22 protein-coding genes are annotated in these 20,107 nt (G+C 68.4%); 10 read left to right on the top strand and 12 right to left on the bottom strand.

Going from position 1 to position 20,107, the window contains the following annotated elements:
• Positions 1-5 precede the first annotated feature (5 nt).
• The 4 genes from B7R24_RS07620 to B7R24_RS07605 form a co-directional block, all read right to left on the bottom strand.
• A complete protein-coding gene (locus B7R24_RS07620; protein WP_116418349.1) occupies positions 6-836 on the bottom strand; it encodes a hypothetical protein in 831 nt (276 codons plus the stop codon).
• A gap of 14 nt (positions 837-850) precedes the next feature.
• Entirely contained in the window at positions 851-1,405 is a 555-nt protein-coding gene (locus B7R24_RS07615; RefSeq protein ID WP_116418348.1) for an RNA polymerase sigma factor, read from the bottom strand.
• A 100-nt stretch (positions 1,406-1,505) separates the two neighbouring features.
• Entirely contained in the window at positions 1,506-1,742 is a 237-nt protein-coding gene (locus tag B7R24_RS07610; protein WP_172582743.1) for a hypothetical protein, read from the bottom strand.
• Positions 1,739-2,056: a DUF3099 domain-containing protein gene (locus tag B7R24_RS07605; RefSeq protein WP_116418347.1), complete on the bottom strand. Its 318-nt coding sequence runs from the start codon at positions 2,054-2,056 to the stop codon at positions 1,739-1,741. Before B7R24_RS07605 ends, B7R24_RS07610 begins: the two co-directional genes overlap by 4 nt.
• Positions 2,057-2,167: 111 nt before the next feature.
• On the opposite strand from B7R24_RS07605, the gene fabG reads away from it, so the two are divergent.
• Positions 2,168-2,878: a 3-oxoacyl-ACP reductase FabG gene (gene fabG, locus B7R24_RS07600; RefSeq protein WP_116418346.1), complete on the top strand. Its 711-nt coding sequence runs from the start codon at positions 2,168-2,170 to the stop codon at positions 2,876-2,878.
• Between the two features lie 225 nt (positions 2,879-3,103).
• Here fabG and serB read toward each other — a convergent pair whose 3' ends face one another.
• Together serB and B7R24_RS07590 are read right to left on the bottom strand one after the other, a co-directional pair.
• Positions 3,104-3,886: a phosphoserine phosphatase SerB gene (gene serB / locus B7R24_RS07595; protein WP_253259327.1), complete on the bottom strand. Its 783-nt coding sequence runs from the start codon at positions 3,884-3,886 to the stop codon at positions 3,104-3,106.
• Positions 3,883-5,127 carry a glucose-1-phosphate adenylyltransferase gene (locus B7R24_RS07590; protein ID WP_116418345.1) on the bottom strand — a complete coding sequence of 415 codons (1,245 nt, stop codon included), beginning with the start codon at positions 5,125-5,127 and terminating at the stop codon, positions 3,883-3,885. Before B7R24_RS07590 ends, serB begins: the two co-directional genes overlap by 4 nt.
• Positions 5,128-5,201: 74 nt before the next feature.
• Between B7R24_RS07590 and glgA the strand changes: the two genes are divergently transcribed.
• From glgA to B7R24_RS07575, 3 genes are all read left to right on the top strand, one after another.
• Positions 5,202-6,383: a glycogen synthase gene (gene glgA / locus B7R24_RS07585; RefSeq protein ID WP_116418486.1), complete on the top strand. Its 1,182-nt coding sequence runs from the start codon at positions 5,202-5,204 to the stop codon at positions 6,381-6,383.
• 48 nt (positions 6,384-6,431) lie between these two features.
• Positions 6,432-7,217, top strand: a complete 786-nt coding sequence (locus tag B7R24_RS07580) for an ABC transporter ATP-binding protein (protein ID WP_116418485.1) — start codon at positions 6,432-6,434, stop codon at positions 7,215-7,217.
• A gap of 91 nt (positions 7,218-7,308) precedes the next feature.
• The gene (locus B7R24_RS07575; protein ID WP_116418344.1) at positions 7,309-7,560 is read left to right on the top strand and encodes a type B 50S ribosomal protein L31; all 252 of its coding nucleotides are present in this window, start codon (positions 7,309-7,311) and stop codon (positions 7,558-7,560) included.
• Positions 7,561-7,712: 152 nt separating this feature from the next.
• Here the strand turns inward: B7R24_RS07575 and B7R24_RS17305 are convergent, their stop codons facing one another.
• Together B7R24_RS17305 and B7R24_RS07570 are read right to left on the bottom strand one after the other, a co-directional pair.
• Positions 7,713-7,946 (bottom strand): hypothetical protein, encoded by a 234-nt coding sequence (locus B7R24_RS17305; RefSeq protein WP_147303996.1) that lies wholly within the window; start codon positions 7,944-7,946, stop codon positions 7,713-7,715.
• 382 nt (positions 7,947-8,328) lie between these two features.
• On the bottom strand, positions 8,329-9,222 hold the full coding sequence (locus tag B7R24_RS07570; protein ID WP_367302613.1) for an exonuclease domain-containing protein: 894 nt from the start codon (positions 9,220-9,222) through the stop codon (positions 8,329-8,331).
• A 278-nt stretch (positions 9,223-9,500) separates the two neighbouring features.
• Here B7R24_RS07570 and B7R24_RS07560 point away from each other — a divergent pair, with 278 nt between their 5' ends.
• Both B7R24_RS07560 and B7R24_RS07555 read left to right on the top strand, forming a co-directional pair.
• The gene (locus B7R24_RS07560) at positions 9,501-10,529 is read left to right on the top strand and encodes an alpha/beta fold hydrolase (protein ID WP_116418342.1); all 1,029 of its coding nucleotides are present in this window, start codon (positions 9,501-9,503) and stop codon (positions 10,527-10,529) included.
• Positions 10,526-11,641 carry a glycosyltransferase family 4 protein gene (locus B7R24_RS07555; protein WP_116418341.1) on the top strand — a complete coding sequence of 372 codons (1,116 nt, stop codon included), beginning with the start codon at positions 10,526-10,528 and terminating at the stop codon, positions 11,639-11,641. The genes B7R24_RS07560 and B7R24_RS07555 overlap by 4 nt, the downstream gene beginning before the upstream one ends.
• Here B7R24_RS07555 and B7R24_RS07550 read toward each other — a convergent pair.
• Together B7R24_RS07550 and B7R24_RS07545 are read right to left on the bottom strand one after the other, a co-directional pair.
• Positions 11,586-12,191 carry a histidine phosphatase family protein gene (locus B7R24_RS07550; protein ID WP_116418340.1) on the bottom strand — a complete coding sequence of 202 codons (606 nt, stop codon included), beginning with the start codon at positions 12,189-12,191 and terminating at the stop codon, positions 11,586-11,588. The genes B7R24_RS07555 and B7R24_RS07550 overlap by 56 nt on opposite strands.
• Before the next feature lie 103 nt (positions 12,192-12,294).
• The gene (locus tag B7R24_RS07545; protein WP_116418339.1) at positions 12,295-13,143 is read right to left on the bottom strand and encodes a Sir2 family NAD-dependent protein deacetylase; all 849 of its coding nucleotides are present in this window, start codon (positions 13,141-13,143) and stop codon (positions 12,295-12,297) included.
• An 81-nt stretch (positions 13,144-13,224) separates the two neighbouring features.
• Here B7R24_RS07545 and B7R24_RS07540 point away from each other — a divergent pair, with 81 nt between their 5' ends.
• A complete protein-coding gene (locus tag B7R24_RS07540) occupies positions 13,225-14,028 on the top strand; it encodes a TrmH family RNA methyltransferase (RefSeq protein WP_116418338.1) in 804 nt (267 codons plus the stop codon).
• A gap of 21 nt (positions 14,029-14,049) precedes the next feature.
• Here B7R24_RS07540 and B7R24_RS07535 read toward each other — a convergent pair whose 3' ends face one another.
• Together B7R24_RS07535 and B7R24_RS07530 are read right to left on the bottom strand one after the other, a co-directional pair.
• Positions 14,050-14,841, bottom strand: coding sequence for an SGNH/GDSL hydrolase family protein (locus tag B7R24_RS07535; protein WP_116418337.1), 792 nt, complete (start codon positions 14,839-14,841; stop codon positions 14,050-14,052).
• Positions 14,842-14,950: 109 nt separating this feature from the next.
• Positions 14,951-16,012 carry a DNA-3-methyladenine glycosylase 2 gene (locus B7R24_RS07530; RefSeq protein WP_116418336.1) on the bottom strand — a complete coding sequence of 354 codons (1,062 nt, stop codon included), beginning with the start codon at positions 16,010-16,012 and terminating at the stop codon, positions 14,951-14,953.
• Between the two features lie 65 nt (positions 16,013-16,077).
• On the opposite strand from B7R24_RS07530, the gene B7R24_RS07525 reads away from it, so the two are divergent.
• The 3 genes from B7R24_RS07525 to B7R24_RS07515 all read left to right on the top strand — a co-directional run bounded on the left by B7R24_RS07525 (position 16,078) and on the right by B7R24_RS07515 (position 20,106).
• On the top strand, positions 16,078-17,898 hold the full coding sequence (locus B7R24_RS07525) for a DEAD/DEAH box helicase (protein ID WP_437123514.1): 1,821 nt from the start codon (positions 16,078-16,080) through the stop codon (positions 17,896-17,898).
• Positions 17,899-17,991: 93 nt separating this feature from the next.
• Positions 17,992-18,969, top strand: a complete 978-nt coding sequence (locus tag B7R24_RS07520; protein ID WP_116418335.1) for an aldo/keto reductase — start codon at positions 17,992-17,994, stop codon at positions 18,967-18,969.
• A gap of 81 nt (positions 18,970-19,050) precedes the next feature.
• Positions 19,051-20,106, top strand: coding sequence for an NAD(P)-dependent alcohol dehydrogenase (locus B7R24_RS07515; protein WP_116418334.1), 1,056 nt, complete (start codon positions 19,051-19,053; stop codon positions 20,104-20,106).
• Position 20,107 lies beyond the last annotated feature (1 nt).

Here is a 20,107-nt window from a genome sequence, read left to right as displayed (position 1 = left end):
TCGGCTCAGCCCCCGAAAGCGGGACCGTCGTGCTCGACGCCGTCGACCGTGGTGTACGTGGTCCGGTCGGGAAAGTCTGCATCAACCGCAGCGTCGATCGTGCTGGGCCACCAAGCGGACCAACTGCCGTTGTTGACGCTGGCGTCGACGACGCGGCCGTCGTGGAGCGCGAGAGTGACAGACGTGACGTCGTCACCTGCGCGACCCGACATCGACGTGATGATGCCGAATTCGTCAGATGGGCTGTCCATTCGACCGAGATCCGTTGTGATCTCATCTGCGGACGGCGCCGGCTCGAGCTGAAGGTCTTCGGGCGGGGCAGTGCTGAGGTACTCCGCGTTCGAGATCCAGAGGGCACTGTCTCCAGCCACGATGCAAAATGCGGTGTGGGTGTCGCCGTCGGCGAACATCATTGCCCGAAAATCTCCACGCTGCTCGCTGGTCAGCACCGCCTCCGTCGAAGTGTTGCCGTGCTCACTCGACGCGGTACCGCAGGCGTTGCGGTCGGCGGCGCTCGGTGGCACGGGAACCGGCGTCGTCGTGTAGCTGGCCAGAGCACCCTTCGCCGAGAGAGCGAAGTTCGACACCGGGGCCTGCGAGGGTGAGTTGATCGAGACCACCAGCGTGGCGGCGACCGCTGCCACGGAGAGCACCCCGAAAGCACCGACGGCGAGTCGTCGACGACGCGGCCGGCGGGTGGGCGCCTCGACGGTGGCGGTCGTGATGCGAAGGAGTGTCTCGTCGAGGTGACGGCGATCTCCCTGGGAGAGGGTCGGTTCCGGAGAAGGGTCCAGCGATCGAAGGCGCTCGGTGAGGTCGTATTCGGTGAGGGTCATGTGCGGAGTCCTGTTCATCGGGTCGGAAGAGTCTGGGGGAGGGCAGCGCCGGCCGCACGGCGCGCGTCTGCGAACGGAACATGATCCTCCGTGAGGAGCGCGGCCAGGCGGCGGCGGGCGCGGGTGAGGCGCATCGAGTAGGTGGCCCGCGAGCATCCGATCACCGCTGCGGCGGAGCGCGCGTCGAGGTCCTCCCACACGTCGAGGGCGAGAACTTCCTGGTCGGCGATCGAGAGGGTCGCGAAGGCCGCTCGAACGTCGAGGTGGCGGTCGAGGGCGGCCGATTCATCCGGTGCCGAGTGGGGCTCGAAGGTGGCGATGCGAACTTCGAGGGCGTGTTGACGGTCGATGGCGCGAGCCGAGTTGAGCATGACGTTCCGCGCAGTCTTGTAGAGCCAGGGCAGTGGTTCAGCAGGGAGGGTTCGACGCTTGACCCAGGCGACGGTGAACGTCTCGCTGACGATGTCGTCGACGTTCAGTGGGTGAGCGCGGCGACGGACGAACCGCAGAACGGCCGCATAGTGCTCGAAATACGACTGACGAAAATGATCGTCGGGTGGTGCAGACATCTGGCCTCATCTCTGGGCCCACGGTGCGGGCCCTACAGAGGAAATGTCCGGCACCGCTGGTAATGCAACAGCTTAGTGACGATTGATCACAATACGTACCCTACGAAGGGAGGGCAGTGACCGTCAGCGGGAAGTCGCGCGCCGCGAGGAACTCGCGGAGGAAATCGACGTGCTCGTCGCATGCCACCCAGACCTTGACGCGGTCGGCCGCGTGGATCTTGGGGTTGCGCCATCCGATCGACCAGACCGCCTCCGAGCGGCAGCCCGCGCGCGAACACTCCTGCGCGCCGGGAGTACCGCCGAGCGGCGACCCACCCAGCGCATCCAGCAGGCTCACTCGGGTCGGCCGCCGGTCTCGCGGCCACCGCCACGGAGGGGCATCTGGCCCAGGGGAACAAGCTGGCCGCCGGGCGCCTGCATCGTTCCGGGGGTGTTCTTGCCCGTGTTGGCGATGACGACAGCGAACCACGGCAGCACCACGGCGGCGACGCCGAGGATGAGCAACCACCAGCCCTGAACGAAGAGCAGACCCGCGAGGCAGAGGAGCCGGATGCCCATGGCGAGCGTGTAGCGCACCATTCTGGCATGCCGTTCGTCGGCCGGGTTCGCGGGAAGGCTCGTCACGGAGAACTGCTGTGTTTCGTGCTTCATCGTGTGCCGCCTGTCGGAAGGAATTCATCTAAGCCTACGCTTCCCGTGGGCCCCATATGCTTGTATGCGGCCCATTGAGGGACCAGTTGACAAGAGCCCGAAAGGCGTTAGATGACGACCCCCAGAACTGTTCTCATCACCGGAGGCAACCGCGGAATCGGTTACTCCCTTGCCTCGGAATTCGTCGCCCAGGGGCACCGCGTCGCCGTCACCGCGCGTTCCGGCGAGGGCCCTGCCGGCACCCTCACGGTACGGGCTGACGTGACGGATGCCGCGACCGTCGACTCCGCGTTCACCGAGGTCGAGGCGGCGCTCGGTCCGGTCGAGGTCGTCGTCGCGAACGCGGGCATGACCCGCGACACGCTGCTGCTGCGCATGAGTGAAGACGACTTCACCGACGTGATCGACACGAACCTGACCGGGGCGTTCCGCGTCGTCAAACGCGCGTCGAAGGGGATGTTGAAGGCACGGTTCGGCCGCATCATCCTGATCTCGAGTGTGGTCGGGCTCTACGGATCGGCCGGCCAGGTCAACTATTCGGCCTCAAAGGCCGGTCTCGTCGGTCTCGCCCGGTCGGTGACCCGGGAGCTCGGTGCCCGCGGCATCACGGCGAACGTCGTCGCACCCGGGTTCATCGAGACGGAGATGACCGCCGAGCTTCCGGATGCGCTGCAGGCCGAGTACAAGAAACAGATCCCCGCGGGTCGCTTCGCCACGGCCTCCGAAGTCGCTCGTGTCGTCGCCTGGCTCGCCTCCGACGACGCCTCCTACATCTCGGGCGCGGTCATCCCCGTCGACGGCGGCCTCGGCATGGGGCACTAGCGCCCGCGCCGCGCCCGCTCGCCCGGCCCGCGAACAGTCGCGCGCAGCGGCGCCGGTGGTGCCGTGGTGAGACAGTTGCGGACGTGTGAGACCCGCGTGCCGGTCTCACGTGTCCGCAGGTGTCTCATGTACGCGAACGGGGGCACGCGAGCACGCGAGCGGGGCGGCGCGGGGCGGCGCGGGGCGGCGCGGGGCGGCGCGGGGCGGCGCGGCGCAGCGCGGGGGTCAGCCGCGGAGGCCGAGGAGGGGGAGCAGCTGGGAGAGGTCGCGGGTGTCGATCGAGAGGTGGGCCGCGGAGCGGACCACCTCTCGGGCGTTGAACGCGACCGAGAGGCCCGCGGTGTGCATCATGCGGAGGTCGTTCGCACCGTCGCCCACGGCGACGGTGCGAACGAGGGGGATGCCCGCCGCAGCCGCCCAGGCAACGAGCGCCGAGGCCTTGGCCTCGGCGTCGATGACGGGGCCCACGAGGGTGCCCGTCAGCACTCCGTCGGCCACTTCGAGGCGGTTGGCGCTCCAGAAGTCGAGGCCGAGCGAGAGGGCCACATCGTCGACGAGCTCGTGGAACCCGCCCGAGACGACCCCCACGTACCCGCCCGCGGCGTGGAGCCCGGCCACCAGCTCGTCAGCGCCATCCGTCACCCGGATGCTCGCGGCGACCTCGCCGAAGCAGGCGACAGGGAGCCCCGCGAGAGTCGACACGCGCGAGCGGAGGCTCTGCTGGAAGTCGAGTTCGCCCGACATGGCGCGCTCGGTGATGTGGGCGACCTCGTCGAGACTGCCGGCGCACTCTGCCAGCATCTCGATGACCTCGTTCTCGATGAGCGTCGAGTCGACGTCGAGTACGACGAGGAACGCGGGGGGCGCGAACTCGGGGGCAGCAACCCCGGGGGCAGCGACCTCGGAGAGAGCGGACACAGTGGGAGCGCCCGGCGATGCCACGGAGCCAGAACCGTTCAGTTGCTGATCGTGGGTGCGGGCATCCGGAGTCAGCAACTGGTTCATCATGGCTCTACGCGTACTCCCTTGCCGACCACGGTTATGCCCGTGTCGGTCACTGTGAACCCACGTTCGCGGTCGCGCGCGTGGTCGATGCCGATCATGGCCCCGGCGGCGACAACCACGTTCTTGTCCAGAATAGCGCGACGGATCACGGCGTCGGGTTCGATGTGCACGCGGTCGAAGAGCACACTGTCTTGCACAAGAGCGCTCGACCCGATGGTCACCCAGGGCCCGAGAACACTTCGCTCGATGCGGGCGCCGGAGATGAGGCAGCCGAGCGAGACGATGGACTCGACCGTCGTTCCGCTGTTGCCCTTGGCGTCGCGCACGAACTTCGCCGGCGGCGAGTTGAGCTGCTGCGTGTAGATCGGCCACTCGCTGTTGTACAGGTTGAAGATCGGGAGCGCCGAGATCAGGTCCTGGTGGGCGTCGTAGAACGACTCGATCGTTCCCACGTCTCGCCAGTAGTACCGGTCGCGGTCGGTCGCACCGGGAACCTCGTTGTGTGAGAGGTCGTAGACGCCGGCCTGGCCGCGCGACACGAAGTCGGGGATGATGTCGCCACCCATGTCGTGGTTGGAGTCAGGCTTCTCGCCATCACGGATGACTGCGTCAATGAGGGCATCGGTGTTGAAGACGTAGTTGCCCATCGAGGCGAGCACCTCGTGGGGGGAGTCGGCAATGCCGACGGCCGTCTTCGGCTTCTCGAGGAACTCACTGATGAGGGCGGGGTTCTCTGGGTCGGTCTGAATGATGCCGAACTGGTCGCTGAGCTCCATCGGCTGGCGGATGGCCGCGACGGTCGCCGGCAGGCCCGAGGCGACGTGCGCCTGGATCATCTGCGCGAAGTCCATGCGGTAGACGTGGTCTGCACCGACCACGACCACGATGTCGGGCATCTCGTCGCGGATGAGGTTGAGGCTCTGCAGGATGGCGTCGGCAGACCCGCTGAACCAGCGCTTGCCGAGGCGCTGCTGCGCGGGAACGGATGCGACGTAGGAGTCGAGAAGGCCCGAGAGTCGCCAGGTCTGCGACACGTGCCGGTCGAGGCTGTGCGACTTGTACTGCGTCAGCACGACGATCTTCGTCAGTCCCGAGTTGATCAGGTTCGAAAGGGCGAAGTCGATGAGGCGGTACCCGCCACCGAACGGAACGCCGGGCTTCGCGCGGTCGGCTGTGAGCGGCATGAGCCTCTTGCCTTCTCCACCAGCTAGGACGATGCCGAAGATCTTCTTTGATGCAGCCATAGCTCGACTATAGGGCAGCCGGGTGACACCGAAGAGCCTCGATTTCACAGGCCGAAATGGAGTACGTTCGCCTTGTGCGCGTCGATGTGATTTCCAGAGAGTATCCACCAGAGGTCTACGGGGGAGCCGGTGTTCATGTCGCCGAGCTCGTGAAAGCCCTGCGGGAGAACATCGAGGTGACGGTGCGGGCCTTCGGGCAACCGCGGTCCGAGGCCGGCGTGTTCTCCTACCTCCCGCCGGCCGAGCTGGCCGGGGCGAATCCGACGCTCACGACGCTGGGCACCGACCTGCAGATCGCGAACGATGTGGCGGGTGCAGACGTCGTTCACTCGCACACCTGGTACGCGAATGCGGCCGGGCAGCTGGCATCCATGCTGCATGGCATCCCGCACGTCGTCACCGCGCATTCCCTGGAGCCCCTGCGGCCGTGGAAGGCCGAGCAGCTGGGCGGCGGGTACCGCCTGTCGAGCTGGATCGAGAAGAGCGCCTTCGAGAGCGCCGACTCGGTCATCGCCGTGTCGAACGGCATGCGCAACGACATCCTGCGCTCGTACCCCTCCATCTCCGAAGACCGCGTCAGCGTCGTCTACAACGGCATCGACCTTGCTAAGTGGAAGCCGGTTCAGGAGCCGTCAGTGCTGGAGCGCTGGGGCATCGACACCTCACGCCCGTCCGTCGTCTTCGTCGGTCGCATCACCCGCCAGAAGGGTCTGCCCTACCTGTTGCGAGCTGCTTCGCAGCTGGCTCCGGATGTTCAGCTCATCCTCTGCGCCGGAGCACCCGATACGCCCGAGATCATGGCAGAGGTCACGGCGGGGGTTCGCGAACTGCAAAAGACGCGCACCGGGGTGATCTGGATTCCCGAGCTGCTCAGCCAGCACGACCTGTCCGCGGTACTGACCAGCGGCACCGTGTTCGTGTGCCCCTCCGTATATGAGCCGCTCGGCATCGTCAATCTCGAAGCGATGGCCTGCGGACTGCCGGTCGTCGGAACGGCGACCGGCGGCATCCCCGAGGTCGTCGACGACGGCGTCACCGGACGACTCGTCGCCATCGATCAGGCCACCGACGGCACGGGCACCCCGACCGACCCCGAGCGCTTCGTGCGCGACCTCGCCGGTACTCTCACCGAGGTGCTCGCCGACCCCGCCGCGGCGCGGACGATGGGCGCGAACGGTCGCTTGCGGGCCGAAAGCACGTTCAGTTGGAAGCAGATCGCCGAGGAGACCGAACGGATCTACCGGAGCCTCATCTAGATTCCCCGCAGCCCGATCCGGTCGGTTCGGCCCGATAGAGTTGTGGTCATGCCCACAGTTCTTGACCTCGAAGATGTGTCGGTCGTTCGCAACGGAAACCGCATCCTGAGCGACATCACCTGGAAGGTCGAGGACGACCAGCGCTGGGTCATCCTCGGGCCGAACGGTGCAGGCAAGACCACGCTGCTGAACCTCGCTTCGGCGATGGTGCACCCGTCATCGGGCTCCGTGCAGATCCTGGATTCGCGCATGGGGCGCGTCGATGTCTTCGAGCTGCGGCCCCGGGTGGGATTCGCATCCACCGCGATGGCGAAGCGCTTCCCGGCGGATGAGACCGTGCTGAACGTCGTACTGACGGCGGCGTACTCCGTCACGGGCCGCTGGAATGAGCAGTACGACGAGATCGACCTGCGCCGGGCGCAGCGGGTGCTCGCCGAGTGGCGGCTCGACCACCTCGAAGACCGTAAGTTCGGGTCGCTGAGCGACGGCGAGCAGAAGCGTGTGCAGATCGCGCGCTCGGTGATGACCGATCCCGAACTGCTGCTGCTCGACGAGCCGGCGGCGTCGCTCGACCTCGGTGCCCGCGAAGAACTGCTGCAGCTTCTGGGTGGGTACGCCTCTGCGGTTACTGCGCCAGCGATCGTCATGGTGACGCATCACGTCGAAGAGATCCCGCGGGGTTTCACGCACGTGCTCCTCGTGTCGAAGGCATCGATCGTGGCCGCGGGGCCGCTTTCCTCCTCGCTGACCGAGTCCAACCTCGAGGCGACGTTCGGGCTGCCGATCGTGCTCACCGAGACCGATGGCCGTTATGCGGCGCGCGCCGCGAGTTGAGCCCGCTTCTCTGCTAGACTTTCTAGCTGGCCCTCGCGCCACATTCTTTCGTCCACACCCCTCCCGCTGATCCAGCACCAAGGAATCTCCCATGAAGACCGAAACCCACCCCGACTACCTGCCCGTCGTGTTCCGCGACCTGGCTTCGGGCGCAACGTTCCTCACCCGTTCGACGGTGACCAGCCAGAAGACCATCGAGTGGGAAGACGGCACCACGTACCCCGTCATCGACGTCGAGATCTCTTCCGAGTCGCACCCGTTCTACACGGGCAAGCAGCGCATCATGGACTCGGCCGGTCGCGTCGAGAAGTTCAACAGCCGTTACAAGGGTTTCGGCAAGTAACCTCAGATCTCTTAAGAGGGCGGGTCGCTTCGGCGGCCCGCCTTTTTGCGCGTTCACAAACCTTTACCGCTGGATTCCGGAGCGTGACCGGCGGGGATCGGCGCCGGATGCCGCGGGTGGTGGCCGTCAGTCGAGCGGTGAGGTGGTGGCCCTCACTCGAGCGGTGCGGTGGTGGCCTTCGTCGTGGGGGCCGGCGAATACGTGGGCGCGACTGACGGTGGGGGCGTCGAGGGCTCCGTCGCGCTGGGGGTCGGTGTGAACGTGACGACGCCGGTCGACGGTGTGCTGTAACCGGAACCCGATCCGCACGCGGTGACCGCGACGAGAAGCCCTGCGGCGGCCGCGGCTGCCACCACTGCGCTCGGGATACTCGCTGTGCGCTTCATGGCCGCGAGTCTACGCTCGCCGCCCGCGAGCAGATCGGGTCTCCTCCTGCTGTCGCCGCGAATGGACGCAACCACGGGCATCCGTAGCGCTCTGTGCCGCGGATACCCGGGATCACGTCGATTCGGAGACCCCCTCTGCATACCCTCGGGCCGACCGTCGGTGCCGGGCCTGTGGTGCGGGGGCCGTTACCGCCCGGACGGAGTTCAGCCGGACCAAGATCAGCCGGACCGAGTTCAGCCGGACCGAGCCTCTCTCAGCGACGGATCGGCTCGGCTCCGCCCGGATGGGCACGCGGAGCCTCCGAGGCCAGACCCGGGGTGGTCGAGCCGCAGGATGACCCGGGGGCCCGGAGGGCCCGCGTCCCAACGCAGGGGCCGCGGACTAGCCCAGCGGCCAGGCGGTGCGGGCGGTGAAGTCGGGGTCTTTGGTGCGGCGCATGTAGTCCTGGAAGCTGGTGGCCTGGTCACCGAACCAGGTGACCTGGGAGTGGTGGAGCTGGTGCTGGGTGACGTCTAGCTCTGCGGGGTAGCGGCTGGCGAGGGCCTGGGCGACACGGCCCGCCGCGATGGCGTCTGCGCCCGCGTCGTGGGCGTCGAAGAGGTCGACCTCGTAGTGCAGGGCGGCGGCCTCGAGGGTGCGCTTGCCCTTGCGGTAGCGGTCGAGGGCCTTGTCGATGACGAGGGGATCGACGACGGGGATGGGTTCGCGCAGGGGTGTGATGCCGTAACGGCGGGCCTCGCGGTCGAGGAGCGTGAGGTCGTAGGGCGCGTTGTAGATGACGATCGAGAGACCCTGGTCGAGGGCATCGGTCAGCGTCTCGACGATCTCGGCGATGACGTCGGCAGCGAAGCGGCCCTCGGCCCGGGCCCGCTCGGTGCTGACTCCGTGGATGGCGGCAGCGCCCGCGGGGATCTCGACACCGGGATCGGCCATCCAGTCGAACCGCGACTCGGTGGCGCCGGTGTAGTCGATGATGCTGACGTTGGCGGTGACAACGCGGCTGGTCTCAACGTCGATTCCGGTGGTCTCGAGATCGAACACCGCGAGACGGTGCGCCCACGCGGGCCCGTCGGGAAGGAGAGGCGCGAGGAGCGCCGTCGACGTTCGGGAGGTCGACGACGATGCGTCACCCCGGGCATCCGGAGCGCCCGGGCGCCCACCCCGGTGCACCGGCACGGCGGGGCCGGCTGAGCGCGCGTGGCGGCCGTGCGGGAGCACCTCGGACGGTTCGACATCGAACAGCGTGAGGGGCACTGATTGCACGGTTGAGTTCACGTTTTCGACTCTAGAGCGAACCTCCGACGTTGACCGGTACGGGCTCCGCGTGCCGCTGCAAACGGGCACGAAAGTCACAGCGGCCCCGGCCGACACGGCCCCGGCACAGGCACATCCGCCCGACCGGAACGGCCCGGGCACCGGCACCGGCACACCCGGCACGCCGACACGGCACCGGCACCGGCACCGCCACACCCGCCCGGCCCGAACGGCCCCGGCACCGGCACACCCGGCACGCCGCGCGGCAGGCGCAGGATGCCCGCCCTACACTCGGAGGGATGATCGAACCGTACGCGCGCCAACTCGCCGAGCTGCCCCTGACCCGTGAGAGCGTCGCCGTGCTGGGTGGCACCACCGAGCTCTGGATCTACGGACCGCCCGACGCCGCGACCACCATCGTGATGGTGCACGGTTTTCGCGGCGACCATCATGGTCTCGAGCCGATCGTCGCCCAGCTGCCGGCGTACCGCACCATCGTCGCCGACCTCCCGGGTTTCGGGGTCTCGACGCCTCTCGGGGTCGACCACGACATCCACGGGTACTCGGCGTGGCTCCGGGAACTGGTCGGGAAGCTGCCGACGAGCGCTGGGAGCGCCGAAGACAGCGCGCGCGATGAGAGCGCGCAGCCCCGGGGTGCGAAACCGCGCCTCGTCATCCTCGGCCACTCCTTCGGCTCGATCATCGTCGCAGCCGCCCTCGCCGAGGGGCTCCGGGCCGACGACGTCGTGCTGGTGAACCCGATCGCGGCTCCCGCGCTCAGTGGTCCCCGCGGCATCCTGACCCGCCTCGCCGTGTTCTACTACCGGGTGGGCGCGTGGCTGCCCGAGCGGCCCGGTTTCGCGTGGCTGCGACTCGGTGCCGTGACCCGCATCATGAGTGTGACGATGGCGAAGACGAAAGACCGGGCGCTCCGGCGCTGGATCCACGATCAGCACGACCAGTTCTTCGGTGCCTTCTCGAACCGCAGCGTCGTACTCGATGCGTTCGAGGCCTCGGTGAGCAACGACGTCTCCGAGTACGCGGCCCGCATCGCGCCGCCGACGCTGCTGATCGCCTCCGACAGCGACGACATCACTCCGGTGGCAGCGCAGCTGACGCTGGTGAAGGCGATTCCGGATGCCCGGCTCGTCGTGCTCGAAGGGGTAGGGCACCTCGTGCACTACGAGATGCCGCGGGAGGCGGCCGACGCGATCGAGGCGTTCCTGGCCGAGCCGAGGCCGGGCGGGCATCCCGAGCCGTCGGCAAACCCCGCTGCCGGGCATCCCGACCCGTCTGCACACCAGGCCGACCCGGAGCCGCGCCCGTGAAGATCGTCTTCGACTGCCGCTACACCCGCATCGGGCGGCACGACGGCATCAGCCGCTACACCGCCGGCCTCGTGACAGCGCTCGCGCACCTGCATCCCGTCACCATGCTGATCAGCGACAAGCGCCAGCTCGAACTGCTGCCCGACCTTCCGTACGCGATGGCCAGCAGCCCGACGAGCCCGCTGGAGCTCTTCGTCGCCCGCCAGGTGAACAAGCTCGAACCCGACGTGGTCTTCACCCCGATGCAGACCATGGGCACGATGGGTCGCAGGTATCCCCTCGCCCTCACAGTGCACGACCTCATCTACTACTCGAACCCCACCCCGCCCCGGGAGTTCGCGCCGCCCCTCCGCCTGCTGTGGCGGCTCTACCACCTCTCCTGGTGGCCGCAGCGTCTGCTGCTGAACCGCGCCGATGCGGTCGTCACCGTCTCGCACACCACCCGGGCGCTGGTCGAGCAGCACCACCTCACCTCGAAGCCGATCGTCGTCGTGAGCAACGCCGCCGACACGCTCGACACCGACAGTGCGGTCCGGGCGAGCGTTCCCACCGGCGAGACGAACGGTCCGGTCGCTCGCGCCGCCGCCCGGTCGCTCGTGTACATGGGCTCGTTCATGCCGTACAAGAACGTCGAGACGCTGGTGCGGGCCATGGCGCTGCTGCCCGGCTACACTCTGCACCTGATGAGCGGTGTACGACCCGCGGACCGCGAACGGCTGCAGGCGCTGGCTCCGGATGCCCGGCTCACCTTCCACGACGGCGCCTCCGACGCCGAGTACCTCGCCGCGATCGACGGCGCCACGGCGCTGGTCTCCGCGTCGCTCGAGGAGGGGTTCGGCATCCCGCTCGTGGAATCGATGGGCCGCAGCACCCCGGTGGTCGTCAGCGACATCCCGGTGTTCCGCGAGATCGGGGGAGACGCCGCGCTCTACTTCGAAGCCCAGAGCCCCGCAGCGTTCGCCGGAGCGGTGCGGAAGCTCGAAGACCCGAAGGAGTGGTTCCGTCGCTCACTCGCGTCGAAGGAGCGCGCCGAGACCTTCAGCTGGGAGTCGTCTGCTACTGCGCTTCTGGCGTTACTTGAAGAGCTAGCTGCGTCACCGGCTCGCCGTTGAAGCGGTCGAGGGTCAACTCGCCGTCGGCGTAGCCGAACCAGTGCACTGATCCGTTCGGGATGCGCTCGTCGGAACGCGGCCTGGCACCGTCTGTCGCAAAGCGCACCAGCGACGAAATGACCCCGCCGTGGCAGACCACGACGAGCGACTGGCCCGGACGCCGCTCGGCAACCTCGATCAGCGCCGCGTGCACGCGCTCCTGTACCTGGCGGTGGCTCTCCCGGCCGGGAACCAGCGTGTGTTCGGGAAATCGCGAATGCAACTCCTCATAGTCGAGCCCCTCGGCCTCACCGTAGTTGCGCTCGACGAGACCGGCGACGGCGATCGGCCCGGGCAGGTCGAGCGCCGCGGCGATGATGCCGGCGGTCTCGCGGGCCCGGCCCAGCGGACTGGTCAAAACCGCATCGAAGTGATGGCCGACGAGCTCAGCCGCCGTGGCGCGTGCTTCGGCACGGCCGGTGTCGTTGAGAGGGATGTCGGTGCTGCCCTGAATGCGTTTGGCGAGATTCCAGTCGGTCTGGCCGTGCCGGACGAGCGCGAGGTGGGTCATGTCGAACGGATTCCTTCGGCGTGCGTCGGCAGAGCATCCGGAGCCTGGCGACGACCCTGACACAGAGGTGACGCGTGGGCCGCCGGATGCGGCGGGCGGGCGCCTACGAAACGAGTCGGGCGGCCAGCGCCGTCAGAGTCTCGGAGGTACCTGCGTCGAGCTTAACAGTTGCGCGCGAATCACCCTTGGTGACCCCGCGATTGATGATCACGATCGGCAGGCGCCGGCGCCGGGCCTGCTCGAGCAGCCGGATGCCCGAATTCACCACGAGGGACGACCCGGCGATGATGAGGGCCTCGGATGCGCGCACCAGAGCGGTCGCCTCGCTGAAGCGCTCCTTCGGGATGTACTCGCCGAAGAACACGACGTCGGGCTTCAGGATGCCGCCGCAGACGGTGCAGACGGGAACCTCGAAGTCGGCCCAGTCACTGACTTCGGCGTCGCCGTCGGGGTTGATCGTGACGGCGTCGGGCCGGGTGATCCAGGGGTTCGCTCTGTCGATCGTGTCGGCCACGCTGACCCGGGCGAACATCTGGCCGCAGGTGAGGCAGCGCACCCTGTCGACCGAGCCGTGCAGGTCGACGACGTGGGTGGAACCGGCGCGCACGTGCAGCCCGTCGACGTTCTGCGTGACGATGCCCGAAACGAATCCGCGCTTCTCGAGATCGGCGAGCACCGCGTGCCCGGTGTTGGGGCGGGCGGCGTCGAAGAGCTTCCAACCGAGATGGCTGCCGGCCCAGTAGCGCTTGCGGTAGTCGGCGTTGCCGAGGAACTGGTCGAAGGTCATCGGGTTGCGTTTGGGCGCACCCTCGCCGCGGTAGTCGGGTATACCCGAATCGGTGCTCAGCCCCGCTCCGGTGAGCACGACGGTGCGCTTGCCGCGCAGAACATCGACGACCTCATCGAGGTTCAGGATGCCGGTGCCACCCCGCTCGGATTCCATCAGGGCCATGCCACACCTCCTCGCCTCGTTCCCCAGTCTAGAAGCTCCAGTTTTCGTGAATGTTTCGCGCGGCTGGCAGAGTGGGGTTCTGTGCCCCTCATTCCGCTCGACGATCTGACCGACCCCGGGCTCGCGGACTACCGCGACCTCACCGATGTGGCGCTCCGGCGGGTGAGCGAGCCGGCGGGTGGGCTGTACATCGCCGAGTCCTCGAAGGTCATCGCGCGCGCACTGGCTGCGGGGCACCAGCCGCGGTCGGTGCTGTGCGAGCAGAAGTGGGTGGCGGGCATCCAGAGCCTGGTGGCGCCCTCGGTGCCGATCTACGTCGGGTCGTCGGCGCTGCTCGAGAGCCTGACGGGGTTCAACCTGCACCGGGGCGCACTGGCGTCGATGCATCGGCCACCGCTGCCCGCGGTCGCCTCGCTGCTGCAGGATGCCCGGCGGGTCGTGATTCTCGAGGACATCGTCGACCACACGAACGTCGGCGCCATCTTCCGCTCGGTGGCGGGGCTGGGGGCGGACGCCGTTCTCATCACTCCGCGCTCGGCCGACCCGCTCTACCGGCGGAGCGTGCGGGTGTCGATGGGAACGGTGCTGCAGGTGCCGTGGACACGACTGCCCGAATGGGATGTCGCGGGACCACTGCTTCGTGCAGCGGGGTTCCACGTGGCGGCGCTGGCGCTGAGCGACGACGCGGTGACGCTCGACGCGTTCGCCGCCGACCCGCCGGAGCGTGTCGCGCTGCTGCTCGGCACGGAGGGCGACGGACTCTCGCGCGCGGCACTCTCGGCCGCCGACACGGTGGTCACGATCCCGATGCTGCACGGGGTCGACTCGCTGAACGTGGCCTCGGCGACCGCGGTCGCCCTCTGGGAGCTGCGCCTCCGCCCCTGACGCGCTGCGCCCCCGCCCGGGTCAGTCGGGGGTGCGGGCGAGCACGGGGCCGGCGGCGGGGCGCTTGGGGGCGCGGCCGTCGCCCGAACTCCGGTGCCGCACGCGGCGCAGCACCCACGGAACGAAGTACTCGCGGGCCCAGACGAGATCCTCCGTGCGGGCCGCGCGCCACGGTCGTGCCGGCAGAGGTTCAGGGGAGTTGGGCTGCAGATCGTTGGGCACGTTCAGCGCGTCGAGCACCAGGCGCGCGACCTCGTGGTGCCCGAACGCATTCAGGTGCAGGCGGTCGGGCGCCCACATGCGCGCGTTCTGGATGGCACTGCGACCCCACTGGTCGGCCACGACCAGGTCGTACTTCGCCGCGATGGCGCGGATGTTCTCGTTGTAGATCGCCACCTTGCCCCGGATGCCGCGGAAGACCGGTGAAAAGCCCACATCCGTTCCCGTGAAGACCACGATGGTCGCGCCGCTCTGTGTGAGCGCGGCGATGCCGGCGTCGAGCTGGCCCGCGATGACGTCGGGATCGGTGCCGGGCCGGATGATGTCGTTGCCACCGGCCGAGATCGTGATGAGGTCGGGACGAAGCGCCAGCGCGGGCTCCACCTGCTCGTCGAGGATCTGGCGGATCAGCCTTCCGCGTATCGCCAGGTTGGCGTAGGAGAAGTCGTCGTCGGCCTGGGTGCTCAGAACTTCGGCCACACGATCTGCCCAGCCGCGGTTTCCGCCCTGGCTGGCAGGCTCGGGGTCGCCGATGCCCTCGGTGAAGGAGTCGCCCAGTGCGACGTACCGCCGCCAGGGGTGGGGTTCGGTCATGGGTGGCTCCTCTCGTGCTGCGCCTCAGCCTACGACTCGTGAGACACCTCACGTTCGCCGCACGGGCGCCGGGCGGGCGGGGAGGGGGCGGGCGGGGGAGCGGGGGTGGTCAGCCGGCGAGCGCGGCGACGGCGTCTCGCCAGAGGTGCATGCCGAAGTAGCTGCGCCAGGGAGCCATGCGTTCGGCGTAGCGCACGAGTTCGCGGCGGTCGGAGGGCAGTCCGAGGGCGGCCGCGCCGGCGCGAAGCGCCAGATCCCCGTCGAGCAGCACGTCGGGAGCGCCGAGCACCCGCATCGAGACGTAGTCGGCCGTCCACGGTCCGATACCCCGTACCGCCATCAGCCGCGACGTGAGCTCGGGCACGGTGAGGGTGTTCTCGATGACGAGAGACCCGTCGGCGAGCGCCTCGGCCACCCGCAGGATGGTCTCCACCCGCTGCGCCGGCCCCCGCACCACCCCTCGTCCGCCGACCGCGATCTGTTCGGCCGTCGGGAACAGCCCCGACAGCACGGCAGGGTCACCGGGGACTGCTGACGGGTTCCCTGAGCCACCCCTCGCGGCGACGGCGGTAGCTCCCCGCGGGTCATCACCGGCGTCCGTGGCGCCCACTGCCCGACTGCGTGGGCCGCCCGCCGCGACGGCACGCAGGTGCTCGTCCAGCGGGTCCCCGAGGGCCGCCGCGAGGCGACCCTGCACCGTTCGGGCGGCCTTCACCGAGACCTGCTGACCGAGGAGGGTGCGGAAGAGTGTCTCGTGCGCATCGGTCGAGCCGGGCATCCGGATGCCCGGGGCCGCCCTGAGCGATGCCCCCAGTTCAGGCACCACCGCCAGCGCCCCGTCTATCGCCGGCGCGTCAGCGTCGAGATCGTACAGCCGCCTGATCGCCGCCACCACACGCTCAGCTGTGCCGCCACCGCCACCGCCACCGCCGCCCAGCCACACCCGCCCCGCGACGCCCGCCGGATCGGCCCGCACCGCCAGCACCGCCTGGCCACCACCGCCGCCCGATGCGCCCCCAACCCCACCGCCACCCGGGAGCGCCAGCGTGCGCCAGTACTCCCCGTCGACCACGGCCTCGACACCCGCAACAGCATGCGCGGCGAGGAACCGCGTGACACCGGCGTGATCGAACGGCTGGCGCGCCGGGAGAGTGAAGGTGAAGGGTTCCACCTGCCCATTGTCCCGTCTGGCTCCTGCGCCCGACCCCCTCCGCGAGCAGGGTAGTGTTTTGGGAAGTGACTATTCTGCCTGCCGCCGGAGGACCCCCGGTCGGAACCTCCGCGGCCGAACACCTCTCCCCGAGCTTTCCCGAGCGGGCCGCCTGGGGCACCGCCGGCAAGCTGCGTGCCTGGCAGTCCGAGGCGCTGACGGCCTATTTCGAGCACGAGCCCCGCGACTTTCTCGCCGCAGCCACCCCCGGCGCCGGCAAGACCACCTTCGCCCTCCGTCTCGCCGCCGAACTCCTCGCGAGAAAGACCGTCGACCGCATCACTGTCGTCGCCCCCACCGAGCACCTCAAGAAGCAGTGGGCAGACGCAGCGCACCGGGCGGGCATCCGTCTCGACCCCACCTTCAAGAACGCCCACGGCCGGCACGCGAAGCACTACCACGGTGTCGTGGTGACCTACGCACAGGTCGCGACCCGCGCCGAGTTGCACCGCGACCTGACCCTGAGCGGCCGATCCCTCGTCATCCTCGACGAGGTGCACCACGGGGGAGACGCGCTCAGCTGGGGCGATGCGATCCGCGAGGCTTTCGAGCCGGCCACCCGCCGCCTCAGCCTCACCGGTACACCGTTCCGTTCAGACACCGCCCCGATTCCGTTCGTGAGCTACCTGCCCGATGAGCACGGCATCCGCACCAGCCTCACCGACTACAACTACGGCTACGGCCGGGCACTGAAGGACGGCGTCGTACGGCCCGTGCTCTTCATGGTCTATGCCGGCCACATGCGCTGGCGCGATGGCGTCGGCGAGGAGATGGAGGCCCGCCTCGGCGAGGGCAACACGAAAGACATCACCTCGCAGGCCTGGCGCACCGCGCTCGATCCGAAGGGCGACTGGATCCCGCAGGTGCTGCGAGCCGCCGACCGACGCCTGAGCGAGGTGCGGCAGTCGATTCCGGATGCCGGTGGCCTCGTCATCGCGACCGACCACTATGCCGCCCGCGCCTACGCCGATGTTCTGGGCGAGATCACCGGGCAGCCGATCACCATCGTGCTGAGCGACGAGAAGGAGGCCAGCGACCGCATCGAGGAGTTCTCAAACTCGACGAGGCGGTGGATGGTCGCCGTGCGCATGGTGTCGGAAGGGGTCGACATCCCGCGTCTGTCGGTGGGCGTCTACGCCACGAGCGCCGCGACACCGCTGTACTTCGCGCAGGCCATCGGGCGCTTCGTGCGGGCCCGGCGCCGCGGCGAGATCGCCTCGATCTTCCTGCCCAACGTGCCGAGCCTGATGGCCCTCGCGAACACGATGGAGCTCGAGCGCGACCACGCCCTCGACCGCCGCGAGAGCGGCGACCCCGCCATCGACCTCTTCGCCCCCGAAGAAGACGCGATGGATGCCGCCAACCGCCAGGAGAAGGCTTCCGACGCCCTGCAGCAGGAGTTCAGTTTCGAGCCCATCTCCTCGCACGCGACCTTCGACATGGTCGTCTACGAGGGTGACGAGTTCGGCGCCGAGGCCATGGGCGGGAGCGACGAGGAGCTCGACTTCATCGGCATCCCCGGGCTGCTCGAACCCGAGCAGGTTCGAGAGCTTCTGCAGCACCGGCAGGCACGCCAGGCGAAGCGCAAGCATGAGCCCGGCTACGTCGCACCCGTGGTGGAGAAGCCCGAGGAGGCGCCCGCAGCGCCCCTCTACCGCACGCTGAAGGAGCAGCGCAGCCTGCTCAACAGTGTGGTCGGCATCTGGGCGAAGACATCGGGGGAGCCGCACGGCCTCATCCACGCCGAACTCCGCCGGGTCTGCGGCGGGCCGGCCGTCGCCCAGGCGAGCGTCACACAACTGCAGGCGCGCATCCAGACCGTTCGCAAGTGGATCGGAACGCACTGACCTCCCGACCGCACACCCAGGGGTGCCCTGTCGAGGCCTCCCTCGCGGGGCATCCGGTGCAGCAGACTGAAACAGACGTATGAAGGAGTCACGATGAAATACCTCAAACTCGGCGCGAGCGGCCTGGAGGTCTCGGCCATCACCCTCGGTTGCATGAGCTACGGCGAAGCCTCCCGCGGCAATCACGAGTGGACGCTCGACGAGGAGACCAGCCGCCCCTTCATCAAGCAGGCCCTCGAGGCCGGTATCACCACCTTCGACACCGCCAACGCCTACTCCGACGGCACGAGCGAGGAGTTCGTGGGGCGCGCCCTGGCCGACTTCGCGACCCGCGAGGAGGTCGTGATCGCGACCAAGGTCTTCATGCCGATGTACAAGGGCGGCAACGGCGGCGGCCTCAGCCGTGTGCACATCATGAACCAGATCGACGCCAGCCTCACGCGGCTCGGCACCGACTACGTCGACCTCTACCAGATTCACCGGTGGGACGACACTGTTCCCATCGAGGAGACGATGGAGGCCCTGCACGATGTGGTGAAAGCCGGCAAGGCGCGCTACATCGGTGCCTCGTCGATGTTCGCCTGGCAGTTCGCGAAGGCCCAGTACACGGCCGATCTCGGCGGCTTCACCCGGTTCGTCTCGATGCAGGACCACTACAACCTCATCCAGCGCGAAGAGGAGCGGGAGATGCACCCGTTCTGCCTCGACCAGGGCGTGGGCGTGCTGCCCTGGAGCCCCCTCGCACGCGGCCGCCTCACCCGCCCCTGGGGCGAGTTGACGCACCGGGACGAGACCGACAACGTCAGCGGGAGGGTCTACGCCGGCACCGAAGAGGGTGACAAGCAGGTCTCGGATGCTGTGGCCACCGTCGCAGCGAACCGCGGCGTCTCACGGGCGCAGATCGCGCTGGCCTGGGTTCGGCAGCAGCCTGCCGTGACCTCGCCGATCGTGGGCGCCACCAAGCCGAAGCACCTCGACGACGCTGTCGCCTCCGTGGACATCGATCTCACACCCGACGAGCTCGAGGCCCTCGAGTCGCCCTATCAGCCGCACATTCCCACCGGTTTCTGACGGGCGAACGGATGCACCGTCATCCGTCTTGCCTGCAGCCTGAACTTCATTCCCTCCCCACCCCTCTCACCTAGGAGAAACATGACAACCGTCAACGCCATCGCTGCGACCTCACCGACCGAACCCCTGAGCGCCACGACTATCGAGCGCCGGGAGGTGGGCGCGAAAGACGTGCTCATCGAGATCGCCTACTCGGGCATCTGCCACAGCGACATCCACACCGTCAGGGGCGAGTGGGGCGACATCGCCTACCCGCAGGTCGTCGGCCACGAGATCGTGGGCGTCGTCACCGAGGTCGGCCCTGAAGTCACCCTGCACAAGGTCGGAGACCGGGTCGGCGTCGGCTGCATGGTGAACTCGTGCCGTGAGTGCGAGAACTGCCTGGCCGGCGAGGAGCAGTACTGCCTCAAGGGCAACACCGGCACCTACACCGCCGTCGATCGCGACGGCAGCATCACCCAGGGCGGCTACTCGACCCACATCGTGGTCGTCGAGGACTTCGTGCTGCGGGTTCCCGAGTCGATTCCCTTCGAGAAGGCCGCCCCGCTGCTCTGCGCCGGCATCACGACCTACTCGCCCCTGTCGCACTGGAACGCGGGACCGGGCAAGAAGGTCGCCGTCGTCGGTATGGGCGGGCTCGGCCACATGGCCGTCAAGATCGCGCACGCCATGGGCGCCGAGGTCACCGTGCTCTCTCAGACGCTCAGCAAGAAGGAAGACGGTCTTCGCCTCGGCGCCGACCACTACTACGCGACCAGCGACGAGTCGACTCTCACCGACCTTGCGAACACGTTCGACCTGGTGATCAACACGGTGAGCGCGAAGATCGACCTCAACCTCTACCTGAAAGTTCTGCGTCTGAACGGAACCTTCGTCAGCGTCGGCGCCCCGCCGGAGCCCCTGCCCATCCAGGTCTTCACCCTGTTCGGCAACCGTCGTTCGTTCGCAGGGTCGGGCATCGGCAGCATCCGCGAGACGCAGGAGATGCTCGACTTCTGCGCCGAGCACGGCATCGCTCCCGAGACCGAGCTCATCGAGGCGACCGCCGACGCGGTGAACGCGGCGTACGAGCGCGTGCTGAAGTCAGACGTGCGCTACCGCTTCGTGATGGACATCAAGACGCTCGCCGCAGCGTAAT

The sequence above is a fragment of the Subtercola boreus genome, assembly GCF_003399645.1.
In the GTDB taxonomy this organism is placed as follows: Bacteria; Actinomycetota; Actinomycetes; order Actinomycetales; family Microbacteriaceae; genus Subtercola; species Subtercola boreus_A.
The sequence above is the reverse complement of the archived record's forward strand: the minus strand, read 5'-3'. Positions and strand labels throughout refer to the sequence as shown.